General features: G+C 68.1%; 19 protein-coding genes and 1 pseudogene. 8 read left to right on the top strand and 12 right to left on the bottom strand.

Annotated elements, in window-relative coordinates; translation table 11 throughout:
• Window positions 1-58 precede the first annotated feature (58 nt).
• The gene (locus EV649_RS31210; RefSeq protein ID WP_130387246.1) at window positions 59-1,159 is read left to right on the top strand and encodes a DUF3866 family protein; all 1,101 of its coding nucleotides are present in this window, start codon (window positions 59-61) and stop codon (window positions 1,157-1,159) included.
• Window positions 1,160-1,190: 31 nt separating this feature from the next.
• Window positions 1,191-1,688, top strand: a complete 498-nt coding sequence (locus EV649_RS31205) for a hypothetical protein (protein ID WP_130387245.1) — start codon at window positions 1,191-1,193, stop codon at window positions 1,686-1,688.
• Between the two features lie 59 nt (window positions 1,689-1,747).
• Here the strand turns inward: EV649_RS31205 and EV649_RS31200 are convergent, their stop codons facing one another.
• The 3 genes from EV649_RS31200 to pafA form a co-directional block, all read right to left on the bottom strand.
• Window positions 1,748-2,710, bottom strand: a complete 963-nt coding sequence (locus EV649_RS31200) for an FKBP-type peptidyl-prolyl cis-trans isomerase (RefSeq protein ID WP_130387244.1) — start codon at window positions 2,708-2,710, stop codon at window positions 1,748-1,750.
• Between the two features lie 143 nt (window positions 2,711-2,853).
• Complete coding sequence (locus EV649_RS31195) at window positions 2,854-4,140, bottom strand: GNAT family N-acetyltransferase (RefSeq protein ID WP_130387243.1); 1,287 nt, start codon at window positions 4,138-4,140, stop codon at window positions 2,854-2,856.
• A 51-nt stretch (window positions 4,141-4,191) separates the two neighbouring features.
• Window positions 4,192-5,553, bottom strand: a complete 1,362-nt coding sequence (gene pafA, locus EV649_RS31190) for a Pup--protein ligase (protein ID WP_130387242.1) — start codon at window positions 5,551-5,553, stop codon at window positions 4,192-4,194.
• Window positions 5,554-5,684: 131 nt separating this feature from the next.
• Between pafA and EV649_RS31185 the strand changes: the two genes are divergently transcribed.
• The 3 genes from EV649_RS31185 (at window position 5,685) to EV649_RS31175 (ending at window position 8,763) form a co-directional block, all read left to right on the top strand.
• The gene (locus EV649_RS31185) at window positions 5,685-6,599 is read left to right on the top strand and encodes a hypothetical protein (protein ID WP_241998914.1); all 915 of its coding nucleotides are present in this window, start codon (window positions 5,685-5,687) and stop codon (window positions 6,597-6,599) included.
• A gap of 94 nt (window positions 6,600-6,693) precedes the next feature.
• Window positions 6,694-7,797, top strand: coding sequence for an alpha/beta hydrolase (locus EV649_RS31180; protein ID WP_198682794.1), 1,104 nt, complete (start codon window positions 6,694-6,696; stop codon window positions 7,795-7,797).
• Between the two features lie 42 nt (window positions 7,798-7,839).
• Complete coding sequence (locus tag EV649_RS31175; RefSeq protein WP_130387241.1) at window positions 7,840-8,763, top strand: hypothetical protein; 924 nt, start codon at window positions 7,840-7,842, stop codon at window positions 8,761-8,763.
• A gap of 4 nt (window positions 8,764-8,767) precedes the next feature.
• Here EV649_RS31175 and EV649_RS31170 read toward each other — a convergent pair whose 3' ends face one another.
• From EV649_RS31170 to ald, 7 genes are all read right to left on the bottom strand, one after another.
• Window positions 8,768-9,502, bottom strand: coding sequence for a pseudouridine synthase (locus tag EV649_RS31170; RefSeq protein ID WP_130387240.1), 735 nt, complete (start codon window positions 9,500-9,502; stop codon window positions 8,768-8,770).
• A complete protein-coding gene (gene scpB, locus EV649_RS42155; RefSeq protein ID WP_347233160.1) occupies window positions 9,492-10,427 on the bottom strand; it encodes an SMC-Scp complex subunit ScpB in 936 nt (311 codons plus the stop codon). The genes EV649_RS31170 and scpB overlap by 11 nt, the downstream gene beginning before the upstream one ends.
• A 149-nt stretch (window positions 10,428-10,576) precedes the next feature.
• The gene (locus tag EV649_RS31160; protein ID WP_130387239.1) at window positions 10,577-11,563 is read right to left on the bottom strand and encodes a segregation/condensation protein A; all 987 of its coding nucleotides are present in this window, start codon (window positions 11,561-11,563) and stop codon (window positions 10,577-10,579) included.
• A complete protein-coding gene (locus EV649_RS31155) occupies window positions 11,560-11,922 on the bottom strand; it encodes a hypothetical protein (RefSeq protein WP_130387238.1) in 363 nt (120 codons plus the stop codon). Before EV649_RS31155 ends, EV649_RS31160 begins: the two co-directional genes overlap by 4 nt.
• Window positions 11,907-12,974 (bottom strand): ParA family protein, encoded by a 1,068-nt coding sequence (locus EV649_RS31150; RefSeq protein WP_241998907.1) that lies wholly within the window; start codon window positions 12,972-12,974, stop codon window positions 11,907-11,909. Before EV649_RS31150 ends, EV649_RS31155 begins: the two co-directional genes overlap by 16 nt.
• A gap of 200 nt (window positions 12,975-13,174) precedes the next feature.
• Window positions 13,175-14,110 carry a site-specific tyrosine recombinase XerD gene (gene xerD / locus EV649_RS31145; RefSeq protein ID WP_130387753.1) on the bottom strand — a complete coding sequence of 312 codons (936 nt, stop codon included), beginning with the start codon at window positions 14,108-14,110 and terminating at the stop codon, window positions 13,175-13,177.
• A complete protein-coding gene (ald, locus tag EV649_RS31140; protein ID WP_130387237.1) occupies window positions 14,107-15,222 on the bottom strand; it encodes an alanine dehydrogenase in 1,116 nt (371 codons plus the stop codon). The genes xerD and ald overlap by 4 nt, the downstream gene beginning before the upstream one ends.
• Window positions 15,223-15,702: 480 nt before the next feature.
• On the opposite strand from ald, the gene EV649_RS31135 reads away from it, so the two are divergent.
• Window positions 15,703-16,527, top strand: coding sequence for an LLM class F420-dependent oxidoreductase (locus EV649_RS31135; RefSeq protein ID WP_130387236.1), 825 nt, complete (start codon window positions 15,703-15,705; stop codon window positions 16,525-16,527).
• A gap of 95 nt (window positions 16,528-16,622) precedes the next feature.
• Complete coding sequence (locus tag EV649_RS31130; protein ID WP_130387235.1) at window positions 16,623-17,318, top strand: DUF4386 family protein; 696 nt, start codon at window positions 16,623-16,625, stop codon at window positions 17,316-17,318.
• A 9-nt stretch (window positions 17,319-17,327) separates the two neighbouring features.
• On the opposite strand, the gene EV649_RS31125 is transcribed toward EV649_RS31130, so the two are convergent.
• On the bottom strand, window positions 17,328-17,732 hold the full coding sequence (locus EV649_RS31125) for a cupin domain-containing protein (RefSeq protein WP_130387234.1): 405 nt from the start codon (window positions 17,730-17,732) through the stop codon (window positions 17,328-17,330).
• A gap of 28 nt (window positions 17,733-17,760) precedes the next feature.
• Here EV649_RS31125 and EV649_RS31120 point away from each other — a divergent pair, with 28 nt between their 5' ends.
• Window positions 17,761-18,369 (top strand): hypothetical protein, encoded by a 609-nt coding sequence (locus EV649_RS31120; RefSeq protein WP_130387233.1) that lies wholly within the window; start codon window positions 17,761-17,763, stop codon window positions 18,367-18,369.
• A 218-nt stretch (window positions 18,370-18,587) separates the two neighbouring features.
• Here EV649_RS31120 and EV649_RS41825 read toward each other — a convergent pair.
• Window positions 18,588-18,848: pseudogene (locus EV649_RS41825) on the bottom strand (peptidylprolyl isomerase); the annotation flags it as partial.
• Window positions 18,849-18,999 lie beyond the last annotated feature (151 nt).

Genomic DNA, 18,999 nt, shown 5'->3' with positions numbered 1-18,999 from the left:
AAACCCGCCTTTCCGCACCAGAACTTCGAACACCTCTTCGACCAGCTAGTGTCACCCTGTGATTCGGTGGCGGGACGGTGTGGTGGCACAGGTCGGGCGGAGCTGGGCCGGTGCGCTGGAACTGACAGTGATGGTCGGCGAGCAGCCTGTGCGCGCGCTGGCCTACCCGGACCTGGTCGGTACGCCGGTGGCCGGTGACCGCGTGCTGCTCAACGTGGGCGCGCTGGACCGCGGTCTCGGCACAGGTGGGTACGCGCTGGTGGTCGCCGTACCGGACAGGTTGCCGGAGGACCCGCCGGAGCGCGGGCACCTGGTGAAGGCGCGGTACACGCCGCTGCAGGCGATGGTGCTGGGTGCGGACGAGCAGGACTCCCCCGACCACGACGTACTGCGGGACGCGGACGACCTCTTCGGTACGCCGGTAGTGGTCGCGGACCTGCACTCCGCCCTCCCGGCCGTGCTGGCAGGTGTCTACGAGGCGCGGCCGACCACACGGGTCGTCTACGTGATGACAGACGGCGGTGCGCTGCCGCTGGCGTTCTCGCGGAGTGTCGCGACCCTGCGCGACGCCGGTTGGCTCAGCGGCACCGTGACGGTCGGCCAGGCGTACGGCGGTGACCGCGAGGCGGTGACTGTCCACACCGGGCTGTTGACCGCCGTACAGGTCCTGGCCGCGGAGCTGGTCGTCATCACTCAGGGCCCGGGCAACCTGGGCACAGGCACTCGCTGGGGGTTCTCCGGCGTGCAGTCAGGTGAGGCGGTCAACGCGATCGGCACACTGGGCGGCCGTGCCGTCGCCTCTCTCCGGATCTCGGAGGCGGACCCGCGTCCACGCCACCGCGGCATCTCCCACCACAGCCTCACCGCGTACGGCCGCGTGGCACTCCAGCCGGCCGATGTCGTCGTACCGGATCTTTCCGGCGACTTCGGTGACGCCATACGGGACGCTGCCGAGCCGCTGAAGGCACGGCACCGCGTGGTGCGTGTGGGGGTCGACGGGCTGTACGACGCTTTGCAGGCGGCCCCCATCAAGCTGTCGACCATGGGCCGCGCCCTCGACGAGGACCGCGCCTACTTCGAGGCCGCCGCCGCCGCAGGCCGGCACGCCGCGCGCCTGGTGGATGTACCACCACCTGCAGTGGGGTCGCAGTACTCCTGACCGGACGGGCTCCCGCGGCCACAGTGGTGGTATGAACAGCACCAAGCACCGCGATCTCACGATTCACGACGTCGCCCGTCCTCAGCCGCCGCTGGCTGTCCGGGGCGCGACGACCCTGTGGTTCGCAGCCGTCGGTGCCGGTGTCGCCGAGTCCGTGCTCGGAGTTGCCGGCGCAATCGCCGACGGCTCCTCCGTCCTCGGCCTGCTCGTCCAGGTCGCCTTCCGCGCGATCGTGTACGGCGGCCTGTTCGTGGTCATCGACCGCTACTTCCGCCCTGGTGTCCGCTGGTCCCGCTGGCTGCTCACCGTCCTGCTCGGCACCGTCGGCATCGCCTCGCTGGCGGTCGGCCCGGTCGACTGGTTCTTCCGCGACGGAGACTTCGGCGCGCTCGACTGGTCCGCGTCGTTCATCGCCTTCGGCGCGATCCGCTGCGTTCACGTCACCGCGGTAATCACAGCGATCGTCCTCAGTTTCCACGCCGACGCGAACCGATGGTTCAGCGGCCGACCGGTCCGGCGTACCCGCTGAAACGTCGAAGGACCGGCCTCCCGAGGTGGGAGCCGGTCCTTCGACGTTTCAGGCTGCGACTACTGGCCGGTCTGCTTCGCGGCCGGGAAGGCGTTCAGGACGTCGATCACGGCGAACGCGTTGACGGCCTTGCCGGCCTGGTCCTTGGAGGCCGGGAGCTCGACCAGAACGCGGCTGCCGATCGTGATTCCGGCGAAGCCGTCGAGCGGACCTGCCTGGCCGTTGGTCGGACCGACCGGCGGGAGCTGGTCGGTGGGCGCGGCAGGCTGCGCGGGGCTTTGCTGGGTCGCGGGCTGGGCGTCCCAGGTGCTGGCCTGCTTCTTGCCGGTGTAGTCGTAGATGACGAACCGGCCGACCAGCTGGTCGCCCTTCTCGATCGGCTTGCCCTTGCCCACGGCGAACACGACCGGCTTACCCGGCTTAGCCGGCGGCTTGGTGCCGGCCGGGACCGTCACCGTCGGTGCGGCGTTCAGCGGGCCGGAGATCTTGATCTTGCTCGGCGTCGACGGGGTGACCGCGTCGGCGTCCAGCGGGGTGTCGTTGCCGGCCGCGGCGACCAGGTCGACGACGAAGATCAGGGTGTCGTCGCCCTTGATGCCCGCTTCCTGCTTGCCGTCGGCCTTGTATCCCTTGTCGGACGGGACCGAGAGCAGCACGCGGCTGCCGACCTTCTTGCCGACCAGGCCCTCGTCCCAGCCGCCGATGACGCTGCCCGTCCCGATCGGGAACGACGACGGCGCGCCGCGGTCGTAGGAGTTGTCGAAGACCTTGCCGTCGCGCCAGATCTGGCCGAGGTAGTTCGCGGTGAGCAGCTCGCCCTTCTTGACCTCGGGGCCGTCGCCCTCCTTGAGGACCTCGGTCACCAGCTGCTTCTCCGGGTCACCTTCGCGGTGGGTGATGGTCGGCTTCTGCCCGAAGTCCGAGGTCACCTTGATACCGCCGGCCCCGAACCCGTTATCGCCACACGCCACCAGGGACGCCCCCAGCGCCGCGACTACGACGAAACTCAACAACTTGCGCACGAAACCAGCACCTCGAACCATCCCGGCGCCGAGCGCGCCGATTGCCTCCGGTCAACAACGCGGACCACCCTAGCTTGCGGACTCAACTGGGGGATCGGGTGCGTGCGTCACCGTTGCGTCACACCACGTACGGTCACAGCGGCTCAGAAACCGACGGCGTTGTGCGGGGCGCGGTCCGGGCGCAGCAGCGCGTCCAGACGGGACACTGCGCCGGGTGTGCGCTCTACGATGCGTCCGGCGTACGACAGCTCGCTTGCGCGGACTCCGCCGAGGTACAGCGAGCCCAGCTCGTTCACGCTCAGGCTGAGGTCCGCCTCTGCGTTGACTGCAGTGCAGATGGCCCCGTCGGGTGCTGCGTCCAGCCGCCAACGACCCGCGCCGTACAGGTCGTCGGACACGTCCAGCACGAGTGAATCGGTTGCTGCGTAGGTGCGGGCTTCGAGAGCACGCCGTACGTCGAGAACGCGCAGCCAGAGGTTGTCCCGGGTACGGGTCAGCTTGAGCGCTCGCGGGTTGGTCAGCATCCACCGCAGCGGCTCGTCGACCGGTCGCCTCGCGGCCACGACGCGCTTCGTGAGGTCGAAGTCCAGCAGCAATCCCCACAAGGCACGGTACGCATCCGACGTCAGCGCCTCGAACGCCTCGACCTGCAGTACGCCGGCCTGCTCCGGATCCGGCGACCACGGCAACCGGAAGATCGCGGCACCGTCCACCGCGCCGGTCGCGTCGCGATGCAGCAGGTGATGCGCCGGTCCAGACCCGTCGGCGGGCAACGCACCGCCCGCGAGCCCGTCCCACTTGCCCGGCAGCGGGCTGATCTCTCCGACCCGCTCGGCCCGCACCTGCTCGTGCAAGACCGGCCACGCCTTCGCGGCCTCCGCTCCGTCCACCAGGTCGAGCGCACCCGGATCCGTGAACTCGGAGCGGAAGGCGACGTCGGTACGCCGTACTTCCCACCGGTGCTGGAACGTCGCGGGCGAGAACCCGTACCGCCCGTAGATGGTTCCTTCGCTCGCACTCAGCCCGGCCAGGAACTCACCGCGCTCGCGGCAGTCGTCCAGCATCGCCGACATGATCTTCCGCAGCAGTCCACGCCGCCGGTACGTCGGCAGCACACCGGTCGCCGTCACGCCACCAAGGGCTACCTGGTGTCCGCCCGGGACGGTGACCTGCACCGACACGATCGCTGACGCACCTGCGATCTTGCCGTCCACGAACGCCGCCTGTGGCCGGAACCAGTCCGTCAGCAACTCCTGGGCGTCCCGCCCCAGCTCCTCCGCCGTCTTCTGGACCTGTGGTGGCCAGGCCGCGCTACCGGCGTACCAGGCCGACGGCTCGGGCTCCTCCTGCGGGAACCCGTTCGCGTACGGCAGGACGCGCAAGTACTCCTTCGTCTCGGCCGGAGATACGGGCCGGATCTCGATCGCCATGTGCCCTTTGTAAGCAGCACAAGGCAACCAAGCACCCCATTTAGCCAGGAGCTACATGCTGGCGATGAGTTTTTCGACGCGCTCGTCGTGGGACTTGAACGGGTCTTTGCAGAGCACCGTCCGCTGCGCCTGGTCGTTGAGCTTCAGGTGCACCCAGTCGACGGTGAAGTCCCGGCGCCGCTCCTGAGCGCGCTTGATGAACTCGCCGCGCAGCCGCGCCCGCGTGGTCTGCGGCGGCACCGACTTGGCCTCGAAGACCCGCAGGTCGTCGACGACACGGGTGACCGCACCCCGGCGCTCGAGCAGGTAGTACAACCCGCGCGGCCGGTGGATGTCGTGGTACGCCAGGTCGAGCTGCGCCACCCGCGGACTCGCCAGACCGAGGTTGTTCTGCGACCGGTACCGCTCGATCAGCCGGTACTTGATCACCCAGTCGATCTCGCGCTCGATCCCGGACAGGTCGCCGGACTCGATCGCCTTCAGCGTCCGCTCCCACAGCGACAGCGCCCGCTCGACGGCCGGCGTCCCCAGCTCGCGGCGGTCGACGAAGTCGCGCGCCTTGGTCAGGTACTCCGTCTGGATGTCGAGGGCGCTCGCCTCGCGGCCGTTCGCCAGCCGCACCTCGCGGCGTCCGGACATGTCGTGGCTGATCTCGCGGATCGCCCGGATCGGGTTGTCCAGGGTCAGGTCGCGCATCACGATGCCGGCTTCGATCATCCGCAGCACCAGGTCGGTGCTGGCCACCTTGAGCAGCATCGTGGTCTCGGACATGTTCGAGTCGCCGACGATCACGTGCAGCCGGCGGAACCGCTCGGCGTCAGCGTGCGGCTCGTCGCGGGTGTTGATGATCGGCCGGGACCGGGTGGTCGCGCTGGAGACGCCTTCCCAGATGTGCTCGGCGCGCTGCGACACGGAGTACACCGCGCCGCGCGGCGTCTGCAGCACCTTGCCGGCGCCGCAGATCAGCTGCCGGGTGACCAGGAACGGGATCAGCACGTCGGCCAGCTTGGCGAAGTCGCCGTGCCTGCTGACCAGGTAGTTCTCGTGGCAGCCGTAGCTGTTGCCGGCCGAGTCGGTGTTGTTCTTGAACAGGTAGACGTCGCCGAAGATGCCCTCGTCGTGCAGCCGCTTCTGCGCGTCCACCAGCAGGCCTTCGAGGATCCGCTCGCCGGCCTTGTCGTGTGCGATCAGGTCGGTGACCGAATCGCACTCCCCGGTCGCGTACTCCGGGTGGGAGCCCACGTCGAGGTAGAGCCGCGCCCCGTTGCGGAGGAAGACGTTGCTGCTCCGCCCCCAGGACACGACCCGCCGAAACAGGTACCGCGCCACCTCGTCCGGGGTCAGTCGCCGCTGCCCGCGGAACGTACAGGTGACGCCGTACTCGTTCTCCAGACCGAAGATTCGCCGGTTCACATCACCCACACTACGGCGCACTTCCGACAACCGGGTGCTGTCCCAGGCGCGCCGTCGTACGGCGTTATCCCTTTGATGCCCGCAACAATGGGGCGTCCGCCCGCATCTGGCCACTGACGAAGGGATTTCAGATGATCAAATACGGGCGAGTCCTCGCCATCGGGGTCCTGCTCGCAGCAGGCTTCGTGGCTGCACCTGCAGGTGCAGCACCGGCCTCCTCCTCCGCTTCCTGCTCGCTGCGGCTGGGCTCGGTCACCCCTGGTGGTGACCACACCTTGCAGACCATTACCGCGGCCCCCTCCGCCAGTGTCCGGCGGCTGGGGCCGATGAACCTATATCCGGACGGCCAGGCCCACCTGCCCACTGCAGTGCGCACAGAACTGGTGGCACCGGCCGGCGAGCAGCGCACCGGCCTGGTAGCTCTCGGGCCGCGTATGTACGGCACCAGCTACATCACCGACGGCACCGGAGTCTCCGTCGTACCGGGCACCGTCAAGCAGACCCTGGTCGGTGGCGGCTGGGACGAGCTGCACAAGTACGTCGAGCTCAGCCAGTACTCCGTGGCGGGCTTCAGCCGGTCCAACGTCTACTCGCTGATCAACCAGTTCACCGACGGCCTGATCGCTCGCTGGACGGTCACCCCGAGCGGCTGGAAGTACTACACCACCTTCGGCGGGTTCAAGGCGGTCAAGACGATGACGCTGATCGGTCAGGGTCGTGCGTACGACACGTTCCTGGCGACGACGAACGGTGGCGCGCTCTACACAGTCCAGGTGCCCACGGGCTCCGGTAAGCCGGTGGTGACGAAGATCCGCACCTCCACCTGGCAGGGCTTCGAGACGCTCATCGCGGAGAAGTGCGGCATCTACGGCACCCTGCTGCTCGGCATCGACAAGGACACCGGTGCGGGGTACCTGTACGCCGTCAGCCACGCCAATGGCACCGCCACCGTCATCAAGGGCCTCGGCAAGGTCCCGACCACCTTCCCGGCCGAGGACTCGTACTTCCGCTACTACACAGCCGGCACCCAGCTGACCGGCGCCTGACCACCACCGGCGTCTCCACCCGGAGCTGGATGTCCGGGTGGAGACGCTTTTGATTCAGCTGACCGGTGGTTTACAACGTGCCAACGTCGTCGGCATGAGACGACGAACCTTCCTCACCGCCACCGCCGCCTCCGCTATGACAGGTGCTCTCCCGCTCTCAGCGTCCGCGGCAACCGACCTGACACTCCGACTGCCCGCTCCCACCGGCCGCTGGCCCGTCGGTACGACGACCCGCGCACTGGTCGACTCTCAGCGTCCGGACCCTTGGAACGGCGCACCCACCCGTGAGCTCGCGCTGACGGTCTTCTACCCCGCCACCGTCGTACGCGGGTACCAACGCGCACCACAGCTCGCACCAGCCGCAGCAGCGGTCTTCAAGGGCCTGGACGCCGGCGTACTCCATCCGGAGCTGCCGACCAGCGGAGTGAACTGGGCCGGCACCCTGACCCACTCGTACGTCGACGCACCGGCACTGCCCGGACGGCGGCCCACGCTCCTCTACAGCCCAGGTGGTGCAGACCCACGCACCATCGGCACCTCCGTGGCGGAGGAGCTGGCGAGCCACGGGTACGTCGTACTCACGCTGGACCACCCGGGTGAGGCGAGTGAGGTGGTGTTCCCGGACGGACGGCTACGGGTCATCGAGATCGGACCGGACGTGCAGACGGACCCGGTGCGGTCGCGGCTGATGATGGACACGCGTTTCGCCGACATGCGGTTCGTGCTGGACCACCTGTCGGGTCTGCATGAGTCGATCGACCTGCGTCGTGTTGGCGTCTACGGGCACTCAGCTGGTGGTGCGACCGCCGCAGTGTCGCTGGAGCACCCCCATGTCCGCGCAGCCGCCAATCTGGAGGGCTACCTGGACACGCTGGACGGTGAGCTCTACCCGGTCGCCCAGCACGGCACCCGCAAGCCACTCCTGCTCGCTGGAACGGACGGGTTCCGCGACGAGCGCTTCGACCGCACGTGGTCAGCCGTGCTCTCACACGGCGGTCCGGTACGGCGGGTGCAGTTGTCCGACGCGAACCACTGGATCTGGACGGACTACGCCGCGTTCGCACCGCAACTGCAGTCCGCCGGCCTGATGACGGCGGCCGCGCGGGCCAGGCTCGTCGGTGCGTCGCGCTGCGGCGTACCCGCCGTACGGCGATTGGTTCGGGAGTTCTTCGATCGGTCCCTAACCTTTTCGGGATAGTCGGCATCGAGGTGGATGACACGACTCCTCGAAGGGGGCTGCATGACCAGATGGCGGATCGCCGCGGGTGCGCTGGGCGCGGCGATGACGGCGGCAGCGCTGGTGCCGGTACCGGTGCAGGCTGCGGCCGGGCAGGCGAGCGCGGCCTGTTCGATGACGCTGGGCACGGTGACCGTGCAGGGCGATCACAAGTTCCAGCGGATCACCGCGACCGCGCCCGTGACGGCATCGCCGCCGAGCGTCGGGCCGAAAGCGTTGTTCCCGGTGGACCAGGTGCGGCTCGCGACCTCCGTCGGCTGGGAGCCGGATCCGCCGTCGGGCATGGCGCATCAGGGCTACGTGACGATCGGGACCGACCTGTACCGGTTCCGGTACGTGACCGATACGACGTCTGGTCAGCTCGACCCTGACTCGGTCCAGAAGACGAAGGTGGGCGGCGGCTGGATCCACCAGACGTACCTGGAGCAGTCGACGTACTACGGGACTACAACTCGCACCAATGCGTATGCGTTGCAGCGTGACGTCGTCACGCGCTGGACCGTGGAGGGGTCCGTCTGGCGCAGCAAATCGACGTACACCGGGTTCTCGGCGGTGAAGACGATGACACTGATCAGTCAGACCGCGACGTACGACACGTTCCTCGCCAACACGCGCGGCGGGGCGCTGTACACGATCCGCATCCCGCTCTCCGGCAAGCCCGTGGTGAAGAAGGTGCGTGGGTCGACGTGGCAGGGGTTCGAGACACTCATCGCCGAGAAGTGCGGCAACCAGAGCACGCTGCTGCTCGCCATCGACAAGGACACGCGGCGCGGCTACCTGTACGCCGTCAGCCACGCCAACGGCACCGCCACGGTCATCAAGGGCCTGGGCAGGGTGGGCGACCAGCTGGCCGCACCCGAGGACAAGACGTACTTCCGCCACTACCCCGGCAGCTCAGAAGCGGAGTGGCTCCTCTACGGCGAGTAACCGTTCAGAGGTCTACGAGGTCGAGGAGTTGGCCTAGTTCGGGTGGGTCGAGTTCGCGGAGTTCTCCGGTGTGGAGGTTGCCGCGGCGGACCGGGCCGATCGCGGTACGGGTCAGCCGCTTCACCGGGTGACCGACCGCGTCGAACATCCGGCGGACGATCCGGTTGCGGCCCTCGTGGAGGGACATCTCCACGAGGGTGCGGCCGGGCACCGTGGAGACGATCTTCACCGTGTCCGCGCGGGCCGGGCCGTCGTCGAGCTCGACACCGTCCAGGAGCGCGCGCAGTACCGCCGGTTTGACGTTGCCCTCGACCTCGGCGACGTACGTCTTGGAGACCTCGTACGACGGATGCGCGAGGCGATGCGCGAACTCGCCGTGGTTCGTGAGCAGCAGCAGACCCTCGGTGTCGGTGTCGAGCCGGCCGATGTGGAACAGCCGCTCCGGCCGGTCCTCCACGAAGTCGGTGATGCACGGGCGCCCTTGCGGGTCGGACATCGTGGTCACGACGCCGCGCGGCTTGTTCAGGACGAGGTACACGTTCGCGCTGACCGGCGGAATCCGCGCACCGTCGACCCGGATGACCGCCGTCTCAGGATCCACCCGAACCCCGAACTCAGTCACCACCCGCCCGTCGACCTCGACGCGCCCCTCCTCGATCAGAATCTCCGCACTCCGCCGAGAAGCCACCCCCGCCCGAGCCAAAACCTTCTGCAACCGAACCCCGCCGTCATCCCCCATCCCGCACCCCCGCCTCCACACCCAACGCCGCATCCTCGACGTCCACGTCTACTTCATCCTCGACGTCCACGTCCTCGGTCACCTCGACCTCAGCCGCTTCCTCGACCTCAGCCGCTTCCTCGGCGTCAGCCGCTTCCTCGGCGTCAGCCGCTTCCTCGGCGTCAGCCGCTTCCTCGACCTCAGCTGCTTCCTCGGCGTCCGTGGCTTCCTCGGTGGAGGTGCTGTCCAGCGCGGGTGCTGTCTCAGCCTCACCGGACTCTGCATCTGGCGACGGCTGCGGGTCGGGGGTGGGGGCTGGTGGGAGGGTTTGGGCGGCTAGTTCGTCCTCGATGTCGTCCATGTCGGGGAGGTACGGGGCCAGCTCGGGGAGGTCGTCGAGGGACTGCATGCCCATGCGTTCCAAGAAGTACGTCGTCGTGCGGTACAAAGTCGCCTGCGACTCCGTGTCCGAGCCGGCCTCCTCCACCAGACCGCGAGCGACGAGCGTACGCATCACGCCGTCCACGTTCACCCCACGAATCGCGGAGACGCGAGCCCGGCTGACAGGTTGCTTGTAAGCGACCACGGCAAGGGTTTCGAGCGCAGCCTGCGTGAGGCGCGCCTGCTGACCGTCGAGGACGAAGCGTTCGACGTACGGCGCGGCTTCGGCGCGGGTGTAGTACCGCCAGCCGCCGCCCACCTCACGCAGGTCGAATCCACGCCCCTGCTCGGTGTACTCCGCCGCCAGCTCCTCGAGCGCCGCAGCCACATCACCCGTCGGCCGGCCGACCGAACGAGCCATCGTCAGTACCGGCAACGGCTCGTCCGTCACCATCAGGATCGCCTCGAGCGCCCGCCGCATCGTCTCGTCGTCGACAACAACCTCGTCCCCCACCGGCACCGCAGTCTGCCCCGGCGGCAAATGCTCCTCGTCCTCCCCGCCCACCTCATCGGGTTGGGGAGGATTACCTGCCGATTCGGGTGCAAAACCCTCCCCAACCACCTCGTCAGACGCCGCCGACTCCTCCACGGCATCGGGAGTGGTGGTTGCGTCGGGGGTGGTGTCCTCCGGGGTGGAGGGGTGGTGGGAGTTGGTCACTGGTTTGCCGTCTCGGATTCGTCTGGGGCGGGTTCGTGGATGTCGGATTCGTCGGTGAGACTCTCACCGGGTTCGAGGAAGTGCGTTTCCTCTTCGACGACCGGTGCCTCGCCGGTCTCGTCGGCGGGTTTCTGTTCCTCGTCGAACTCGTCGCTGACCGCGATCTCACCTTCATCCGTCCCGGTCCACCGAATGGTCAGTTCCCCCAACGGCGTGACCTGATCAAACGTCACAGCCGCCTCGCGGAACAGCTCCAGCAACGCCAGGAACCGGCACACCGTAGTGACCGTGTCAGGCGAATCAGCCACCAACGACCGGAACGTGGTGCTCCGCTGCCGCCGCAGCCGGTCGATGATCACCTCCGCCTGCTCCCGCACAGTGACGGCCGGCGCGTGCAAGTGCGCAAGCGAAACCCCAGGAGGTACGTCGTCCTTGGGCGCCATCGCCTTCGCAGCCAACGCCGCCAACCCAGCCGGGTCGAGGCCCAGCAACACCTCAGGCAGCAGCTCCGCGAACCGCGGCTCCACCCCCACGGCCCGCGGGAACCGACGCGACTCGACCGCCATCCGCTCCTGTATCAACGCCGCGATCTGCTTGAACGCCCGGTACTGCAACAACCGCGCGAACAACAGATCCCGAGCCTCCAGCAGCGCGAGATCCTCGTCGTCCTCGACCTCGCCCTTCGGCAGCAGCCGCGCCGCCTTCAAATCCAAAAGCGTCGCCGCGATCAGCAGGAACTCCGACGTCTGGTCGAGGTCCCACTCCGACCCCAGCGCCTTGATGTGCGCGATGAAGTCGTCGGTGATCACCGACAGCGCGATCTCGGTGATGTCCAGCTTGTGCTTCGAGATCAGCTGCAGGAGCAGGTCGAACGGCCCCTCGAAGTTCACCAGGTGAACACTGAACCCCTTGCCCTCGGCAACAGCCGGGGCAGCGTCGGTTCCGAGGTCCAAAGGCAACGAGTCCGAGGAGGACACGGTCACTCCGACGCCTTCAGCCGCCGTACCAGCACCGAGTCCGGCCCGTGGTCGACGAAGTCGGCGAGCAGGACGTCGATCGCCTCGCGGACGATCCGGCCCCGGTCGGCCGTCAGGCCGTGCTCCGCGCGCAGCGCGAGTCTGGTCTGTTCCAGGCCGAGCAGCTCTTCCTCCGTCACGTACACGGTGATCTTCGTGTCGTGACGGATCCGACCACTCGACTTCCGGTCGTCGACGACCGCGGTACTGGACCGCACAGTCGAAGACGGTCCGTCGGTGGTGGTGCGCTTCTCGGGTCTGGTCTGCTTCGGTGCCGCACCCCCGAAGAGTTCACTGGCACCTGGCAGGCTCACCCGGCGGGACAACGCGCCAGCACCTCCTTGGCAAGGTCGCGGTACTGCGTAGCCGCTTGGGACGAAGGCGCGTACGTCGTGATCGGTTCGCCGACGACCGTGGTCTCGGGGAACTTGACGGTACGCCGGATGACGGTGTGGAAGACGCGCTCGTCGAAGGCCTGGACCACGCGGTCGAGGACCTCCCGGGCGTGCGTCGTACGCCCGTCGAACATGGTGCCGAGGATCCCGACGATCTCCAGCTTGGGGTTCAGCCGGTCCTGCACCTTGGCGATCGTGTCGGTGAGCATCGCCAGGCCGCGGAGCGCGAAGAACTCGCACTCGAGCGGTACGACGATACCGTTCGACGCGGTCAGCGCGTTCACGGTGAGCAGACCGAGCGACGGGGCGCAGTCGATCAGGATCACGTCGTACAGCGGGATGATCGGGTCCAGCACCCGCTGCAGCGTGTACTCGCGAGCGACCTCCTGGACCAGCTGGACCTCGGCCGCGGACAGGTCGATGTTGGCCGGCATCAGGTCGAGGTTCTCCACCCGGGTCGGCTGGATCACCTCGTCCGGGGTGATGTCGCGCTGCATCAGCAGGTTGTAGACCGACAGCTCGAGGTCGTGCGGCTGGACGCCGAGACCGATCGAGGCGGACCCCTGCGGGTCGAAGTCGATCAGCAGCACCTTGCGACCGGTCTCGGCGATCGCCGCGCCGAGGTTGATCGTGGTCGTGGTCTTGCCCACGCCGCCCTTCTGGTTGCACATCGCGATCACCTGCGCCGGGCCGGTCTTGGTCGGTGGCTGCGGCACCGGCAGGTCCGGCTGCGGCCGGCCGGTCGGCCCGATCTTGTGACGCGGACCGTTCGGGTCGTTCACGGGTGCAAGGTCCTCCGCGGTGAGCTTGGCCGTCGGCTTCGGCATCTCCGCATAGTTGTCGGGCAGGCCCCGCGGCGGCGTAACCGGCCGGGGTGGGCTGCTGGGTGGCGTGCTGATCGGCTGGGCCGGCTCCGGGGCCGAATGGCGGTCCTGGAGGTGGCCCATCACGTGCTCGGTGCCCGGGAATGTCGACTCGTTCATGACTCGTCAAACCTTTCAACCGATACGGGCGATCCCAGCGACTGTAAGCGTGCATTCAAGCACTCTCAACCAGCCACTCCGCACCGGGGTGGGGCTGTTTGTCGACAAAGCTCCGAACTCGGCCGATCACCCTCCCCGGATCACCGACCGTGACGAGATGATCGCACACCGTCCACGCACTCGACCCACCGGGGTAGCTCTCAGGAGGAGAGCGCCCGCGGGTGTGAGGTGGCGTAGACCTCGCGGAGCTTGTCGACCGTCACCAGTGTGTAGACCTGTGTCGTCGTGACGGACGCATGTCCCAGCAACTCCTGGACCACACGTACGTCGGCTCCGCCGTCGAGCAGATGTGTCGCGTACGAGTGCCGCAGCGTGTGCGGGGAGATCTCCTTCGAGATCCCGGCCCGCTGGGCAGCACGACGCAGTACCGTCCAAGCGCTCTGCCGGGACAGGCGGCCGCCGCGGGCGTTCAGGAAGAGCGCAGGGGTTCCGCGACCGCGTGACACCAGCTCAGGGCGCCCACGGACCAGGTACGCCGACAGCGCTTCACGGGCGTAGGTGCCGACAGGTACTACCCGCTCTTTGCTGCCCTTGCCTCGCAGCAGTACCGCGCCGGCGTCCAGGTCGATGTCGTCGACGTCCAGACCGACGGCCTCCGAGATACGGGCGCCAGTGCCGTACAGGAACTCCAGCAACGCCGCATCCCGCGTTGCCAGCACGGCAGGCTCCGCCTCTGCCCCAGCGGCCGCTGAGAGGATCCTGGTCACCTCGTCGACAGACAGGGCCTTCGGCAGCCGCTGCGGCGGCACAGGTGGCTTCACAGCCGCCGCAGGGTCGACCGCGGTCAGTCCCTCGCGCACACAGAACTTGTGGAAGCCACGGACCGCGACCACGGTCCGCCCCGCACTGGACGCGGTCAGTGGCGGGTGATCGGCGTCGCCCTCGCGCAACCGCATCAGGAAGTCGCTGACCACGGCCTCCGTGATCCGGCCGAGGTCGTCGATCTCCGTGGTCGCGAGGTAGCCGCCGTACCGGCGCAGGTCGCGCCGGTACGACGCCAACGTGTTGGCGGCCAGGCCGCGCTCGACCGTGAGGTGGTCGAGGTACGCGCTGACCGCCCGTGCGATGTTGCTCAGACCAGCACCTCGTCGAGCTTCAGCTGCGACAGGTCGTGCGCGTCCGCGACCGGACCGTACGTGACGTGCCCGTCGAACGTGTTCAGGCCGAGCGCCAGGCTGTGGTCCTGCTTCAGCGCCTCCCGCCACCCGAGGTTCGCCAGCTCGATCGCGTACGGCAGCGTCACGTTGGTGAGCGCGTACGTCGACGTGTTCGGCACCGCACCGGGCATGTTCGCGACGCAGTAGAACAGCGAGTTGTGGATGTTGTAGACGGGGTCGGCGTGCGTGGTCGGACGCGAGTCCTCGAAGCAGCCGCCCTGGTCGATCGCGATGTCGACCAGCACACTGCCCGGCTTCATCCGGCTGACCATGTCGTTGGTGACCAGCTTCGGCGCCTTGGCGCCGACGACCAGCACCGCACCGATGACCAGGTCGGCTTCGAGGACAGCCTTCTCGATCTCGAACGCGTTCGACGCGATCGTCAGCAGGTGGCCCTGGTAGATCTGGTCGGCCTGCCGCAGCCGTGCGATGTTGCGGTCGAACAGCTGCACCTGTGCCTGCATACCGAGCGCGATCGCGGCCGCGTTCATCCCGGAGACACCAGCACCGAGGATGACCACTCGGGCCGGGTGTACGCCGGACACACCGCCGAGCAGCACGCCACGGCCGCCGCCCTGCGCCATCAGGTGGTACGCACCGGACTGCGGCGCCAGTCGGCCGGCAACCTCGCTCATCGGCGCCAGCAACGGCAGAGTGCCGTCCGGCAGCTGCACGGTCTCGTAGGCGATTCCGGTGATACCCGACTTCAGTAGCGCGTCGGTGCAGTCCTGGCTGGCGGCAAGGTGCAGGTAGGTGAACAGCACCTGCTCCTTACGCATCCGGTGGTACTCCTCCGCCACCGGCTCCTTCACCTTGAGCACCAGCTCCGCGTCGGCCCAGACATCGTCCGCCTCTGGCACGATCCGCGCCCCGGCGGCGACGAACTCGTCGTCCGGGATCAGCGAACCGGCGCCCGCCCCCTGCTCGATCAGAACCTCGTGCCCGCTGCGCACGAACTCGTGCACACCGGACGGGGTGATCGCCACCCGGTACTCGTGGTTCTTGACTTCTTTCGGTACTCCGACCTTCACAACTCGCCCTTCTTTCACGCTCCAGGTGTGCGGCTCACGTCGTTGTGTCCGCGGCCCGGCGGTTGAGGGGTGTGCCGCTAGGTCGCTGCCGAGTGTAAGCCCGCGGGGTTCATACCAGCCGATCGGATGGTCTGATCGTCACGCGACACTCTGCGAGTGCCCCGGCATTAATCCAATGGAAGCATTCCGGCAAAAATCGTCCGGCCGTTCATGCACCTCTCAACTACTTGGCCGAACTCGCTGCGGACCAGATCATCTGCATCCACGACTACGGGTACTGCAACTGGATCAGCACCGCGAACGGCGGCTGGCCGACCTTCGCGACCGTATTCCTGAGATCGCCGCGCACCTCTGAGTCAGGCTGACGTGGCAACGATCATTGACGGGCATTCGTAGGCGTCAGGGATGCTGTGGAATGGCGCCCGCCCGCCCCGGGTTGCACGTTGAGGGACGTCCGACGAGAAGGAGTACGGAGTGGCGATGGAACTGGGACGGTACGGGATCTGGCACGGCGGCCAGCATTACGGCCCGGAGCTCGCGGCGGGACTGGAGCAGGCGGGGTACGGCACGCTGTGGCTGGGCGGCTCGCCGGAATCCGATCTGCGCGACGCCGAGGTGTTGCTGGCCGCAACGAGTTCGGTTGCCGTCGGCACCAGCATCGTCAACATGTGGAAATCCCCGGCGGCCGACGTCGCGGCGTCGTACCACCGGTTGGAGGAGGAGCACCCGGGACGGTTCCTGCTCGGGGTCGGGATCGGGCACCGGGAGGCCACCGGCGAGTACAGGTCGCCGTACCAGACGATCGTCGGATACCTCGACGAACTGGACGATGCGAAGGTGCCGACCGAGCGGCGGGCGCTGGCCGCGCTCGGCCCGAAAGTGCTGCAGTTGTCCGGCGCGCGGACGGCCGGGGCGCTCCCCTACCTGACCACTCCGGAGCACACCCGGGAAGCACGCCGCACCCTCGGCGGCGGGGTGCTGCTCGCTCCAGAGCAGATGGTCGTGCTCGAAACCGATCCCGACATCGCGCGTGCGACGGCCCGCGACCGGTTGGCGCCGTACCTGCAGTTGAGCAACTACACGACGAACTTCGAGCGACTCGGGTTCACCGACGACGACTTCGCCGACGGCGGCAGCGACCGGCTCGTCGACGCGATGGTGCTGCACGGCTCCGCGGTCGAGATCGCGACGGGCCTGAAAGCTCACCTGGACGCCGGCGCGGACCACGTCGCGATCCAGCAACTGGGCCACGAAGGCATCGACCTGCTGCCCGGATACGAGGCGTTGGCAACCGTTCTCCAGTAGTGGTGTGCGCACCCTCTTGACGGCCGCCCAGAGCGGAGGAATATCAGCAGTAGACGCACCATATTTCGTGGTGCGCACACTGGAGGTGTTTCCCCATGACTGAGCGACACGAGTTGCGTTGGGGCGGCTTCGCCGGGTTGGCCTTCGTCGTCCTGGCACTCCTGGGCAGGTTCCTGCCCGGCAATCCACCGACCGTCGACGATTCACAGAGCACGATCACGGCGTGGCTGAGCGACAACCGCGGCATGATCCTGACCAGCGCGCTGATGTGGGCCGCAGCGGGCGGGTTGGTGATCTGGTTCGCGTCCGCGTTCGCCGAGGCGATGCGCGAGCGCGACGAGCGCAGTGATGTGCACCTGGCGCTGCTCGCCGGGTCGGTGCTGGTGGGTGGTGCGATCTTCGTGAACGCAACCATCACCGGTGCGACCGCCTTCGCCATCGACGGCCGGGACGCCGGGTTGACGATGGCGATGTACGAGCTCAGCGCAGTGATGACCACGATGATCGGCTTCGCCGCGGCGCTGCCGTTGGCCGCGGCCGGCCTCGGTGTGCTGCGCACGCACCTGATGCCGAACTGGCTCGGCTATCTGGCACTGCTGGCCGCAGTGGTGTCGTTCGCCGGTTCGTTCGGTGTGTTCGCCTCCGACGGCGCGTTCGTTGCCGGCGGCTTCCTGATGACCGGTATCCCGTTGCTGCTCTCGGCTGTGTGGATCGCCTGCGCCGGCGGCTACATGGTCCGCGAACACCTCCCGGAGGTCACAGCAGGCGAGGGCATCGTCCCGCAGATGTAGAGCCAGGGTCTAACGCATCGTGAAGTCGGCGAAGTCGAAGCCCGGCGACACGATGCACGACACCAGCACCGCCTCGTCACCCACGGGCCGGGCTGCTTGCCACGCGCCCGCAGGTATGACCACCTGCGGCCGCTGCCCGGCACGCACGTCCGGCCCGAGGGTGACCGTCTGATCGTCGTACTCCAACGTCAACGGCCCGCCCGAGTGCCACAGCCAAAGCTCCGTCGACCGCACCCGGTGCGATCGCGACTCCTCCCCCGGCGCAAGCAGGAAGTAGATCGCGGTCGCGCTGGCCCGAGTCCCGTCGTACCCCTCGGGCTCGAACTCGACCGGCGAGCGCCACGTCTGCCGGTACCAGCCGCCCTCCGGGTGCGGTTCGAGATCCAGCAGTGCGGCCAACTCCGGCTTCTCCATGCCCCGATTCTCGGGCAGAGTGCGGTCCATGACCGAGCTGCCCTCCGAGTACCACCGCCGTCTGCCGTACGGCGAACGCATGTCAGCCGAACCGTTGCTCGAATCGCCGTTCTTCCCGTTCGAGGGCGATCTGCAGGTCGTGCCGCTGGCCGATCCGGTACTGCCCGAACCGCCGCGACGCGGTGAGGACGGCGGTCAGCCGTGCCCGAAGTGTGCGGATCCGGACGGGTCCGTGATCTGGCGCGACGAGCAGTGGTCACTGAAGGCGTTCGAGCCGACCGGCCTGCCGCTCGTGGCGATCCTCGAGCCGCGCGAGCACTACCGCCTCGACAATCTGCCACCTGAGCTGACCGCCACCCTCGGCTCGGTGATCCAACGCGTGGCGAAAGCGATCCAGAGCATCGACAGCGTGGGCCGGACGCACTTCAACCGCTGGGGTGACGGCAGCCAGCACTTCCACCTGTGGTTCCTCGCCCGCCCCCTCGGCATGATGCAACTCCGCGGCGCGATGATCGCCGCCTGGGACGACATGCTCCCGAAGATCCCCGCCGCCGAGTTCACCGCGAATATCCGCCTGGTCGCCGCCGCCCTCGCGGAGGGCGGCGGCGAAGCCGTTGGATCAGGGGGAGCCGAGTGACCGCGCGACGATGATGTCAGTCTTGAGCACCGGCGCGCCGTCGACCGGCGCCGGGTTGTCGGGCGTCGGTGCGATGCCTCCGGCGGCCACCCGGTCGAGCGTGGCGAGTCCGAGGCGGTCGACGGAGCCGAAGACGGTGTAGTCCGCCGCAGCCGCGAGTCCCCGAAGACCAGGAAGAACTGCGAGCCGTTGGTGTTCGGGCCGGCGTTCGCCATCGCCAGGGTTCCGCGGGCATACACCTTCCGCGTCCCGGTCGGGTCGTCCGGCCAGTTCGGCAGGTCGGTGGGCAGCTCATCCTTGTACGAGTAGCCCGGCCCGCCCTCGCCCGTACCACTCGGATCACCGCACTGCAGCACCTTCAGCGTCGGGTACAGGGTGAGCCGGTGACAGGTGGTGAAGTCGTAGAACCGGCTCTTCGCCAGGTGCAGGAAGCTCTGCACCGTGCACGGCGCCTTCGCCCGGTCCAGCGACAGCAGCATCGGCCCCTGGCTGGTCGCGACGACGACCCTGACGATCCCCTTGTCCGGTGTGTGTTCCGGGTCGGGTGGTAGCGACACCGGACGGGCAGGCGGCTCGTCCGGCGTCGATGTGTAGCCACATGGTCCGTTGGTGCTGGTTGGCGTTCCGGCA

The organism is Kribbella sp. VKM Ac-2569, from assembly GCF_004216905.1.
GTDB lineage: Bacteria > Actinomycetota > Actinomycetes > Propionibacteriales > Kribbellaceae > Kribbella.
Note: the sequence above shows the minus strand (reverse complement) of the source record. Positions and strands in the feature narration are given on the sequence as shown.

What these genes read in the sequence shown, in the direction of transcription:
- EV649_RS31180 (WP_198682794.1), top strand. Translation starts at nt 6,694, where the DNA reads ATGAGACGACGAACCTTCCTCACCGCCACCGCCGCCTCCGCTATGACA.
- EV649_RS31150 (WP_241998907.1), bottom strand. Translation starts at nt 12,974, where the DNA reads ATGAACGAGTCGACATTCCCGGGCACCGAGCACGTGATGGGCCACCTC.
- EV649_RS31205 (WP_130387245.1), top strand. Translation starts at nt 1,191, where the DNA reads ATGAACAGCACCAAGCACCGCGATCTCACGATTCACGACGTCGCCCGT.
- EV649_RS31120 (WP_130387233.1), top strand. Translation starts at nt 17,761, where the DNA reads ATGACCGAGCTGCCCTCCGAGTACCACCGCCGTCTGCCGTACGGCGAA.
- EV649_RS31135 (WP_130387236.1), top strand. Translation starts at nt 15,703, where the DNA reads ATGGAACTGGGACGGTACGGGATCTGGCACGGCGGCCAGCATTACGGC.
- EV649_RS31175 (WP_130387241.1), top strand. Translation starts at nt 7,840, where the DNA reads ATGACCAGATGGCGGATCGCCGCGGGTGCGCTGGGCGCGGCGATGACG.
- EV649_RS31185 (WP_241998914.1), top strand. Translation starts at nt 5,685, where the DNA reads ATGATCAAATACGGGCGAGTCCTCGCCATCGGGGTCCTGCTCGCAGCA.
- EV649_RS31195 (WP_130387243.1), bottom strand. Translation starts at nt 4,140, where the DNA reads ATGGCGATCGAGATCCGGCCCGTATCTCCGGCCGAGACGAAGGAGTAC.
- EV649_RS31130 (WP_130387235.1), top strand. Translation starts at nt 16,623, where the DNA reads ATGACTGAGCGACACGAGTTGCGTTGGGGCGGCTTCGCCGGGTTGGCC.
- EV649_RS31170 (WP_130387240.1), bottom strand. Translation starts at nt 9,502, where the DNA reads ATGGGGGATGACGGCGGGGTTCGGTTGCAGAAGGTTTTGGCTCGGGCG.
- EV649_RS31125 (WP_130387234.1), bottom strand. Translation starts at nt 17,732, where the DNA reads ATGGAGAAGCCGGAGTTGGCCGCACTGCTGGATCTCGAACCGCACCCG.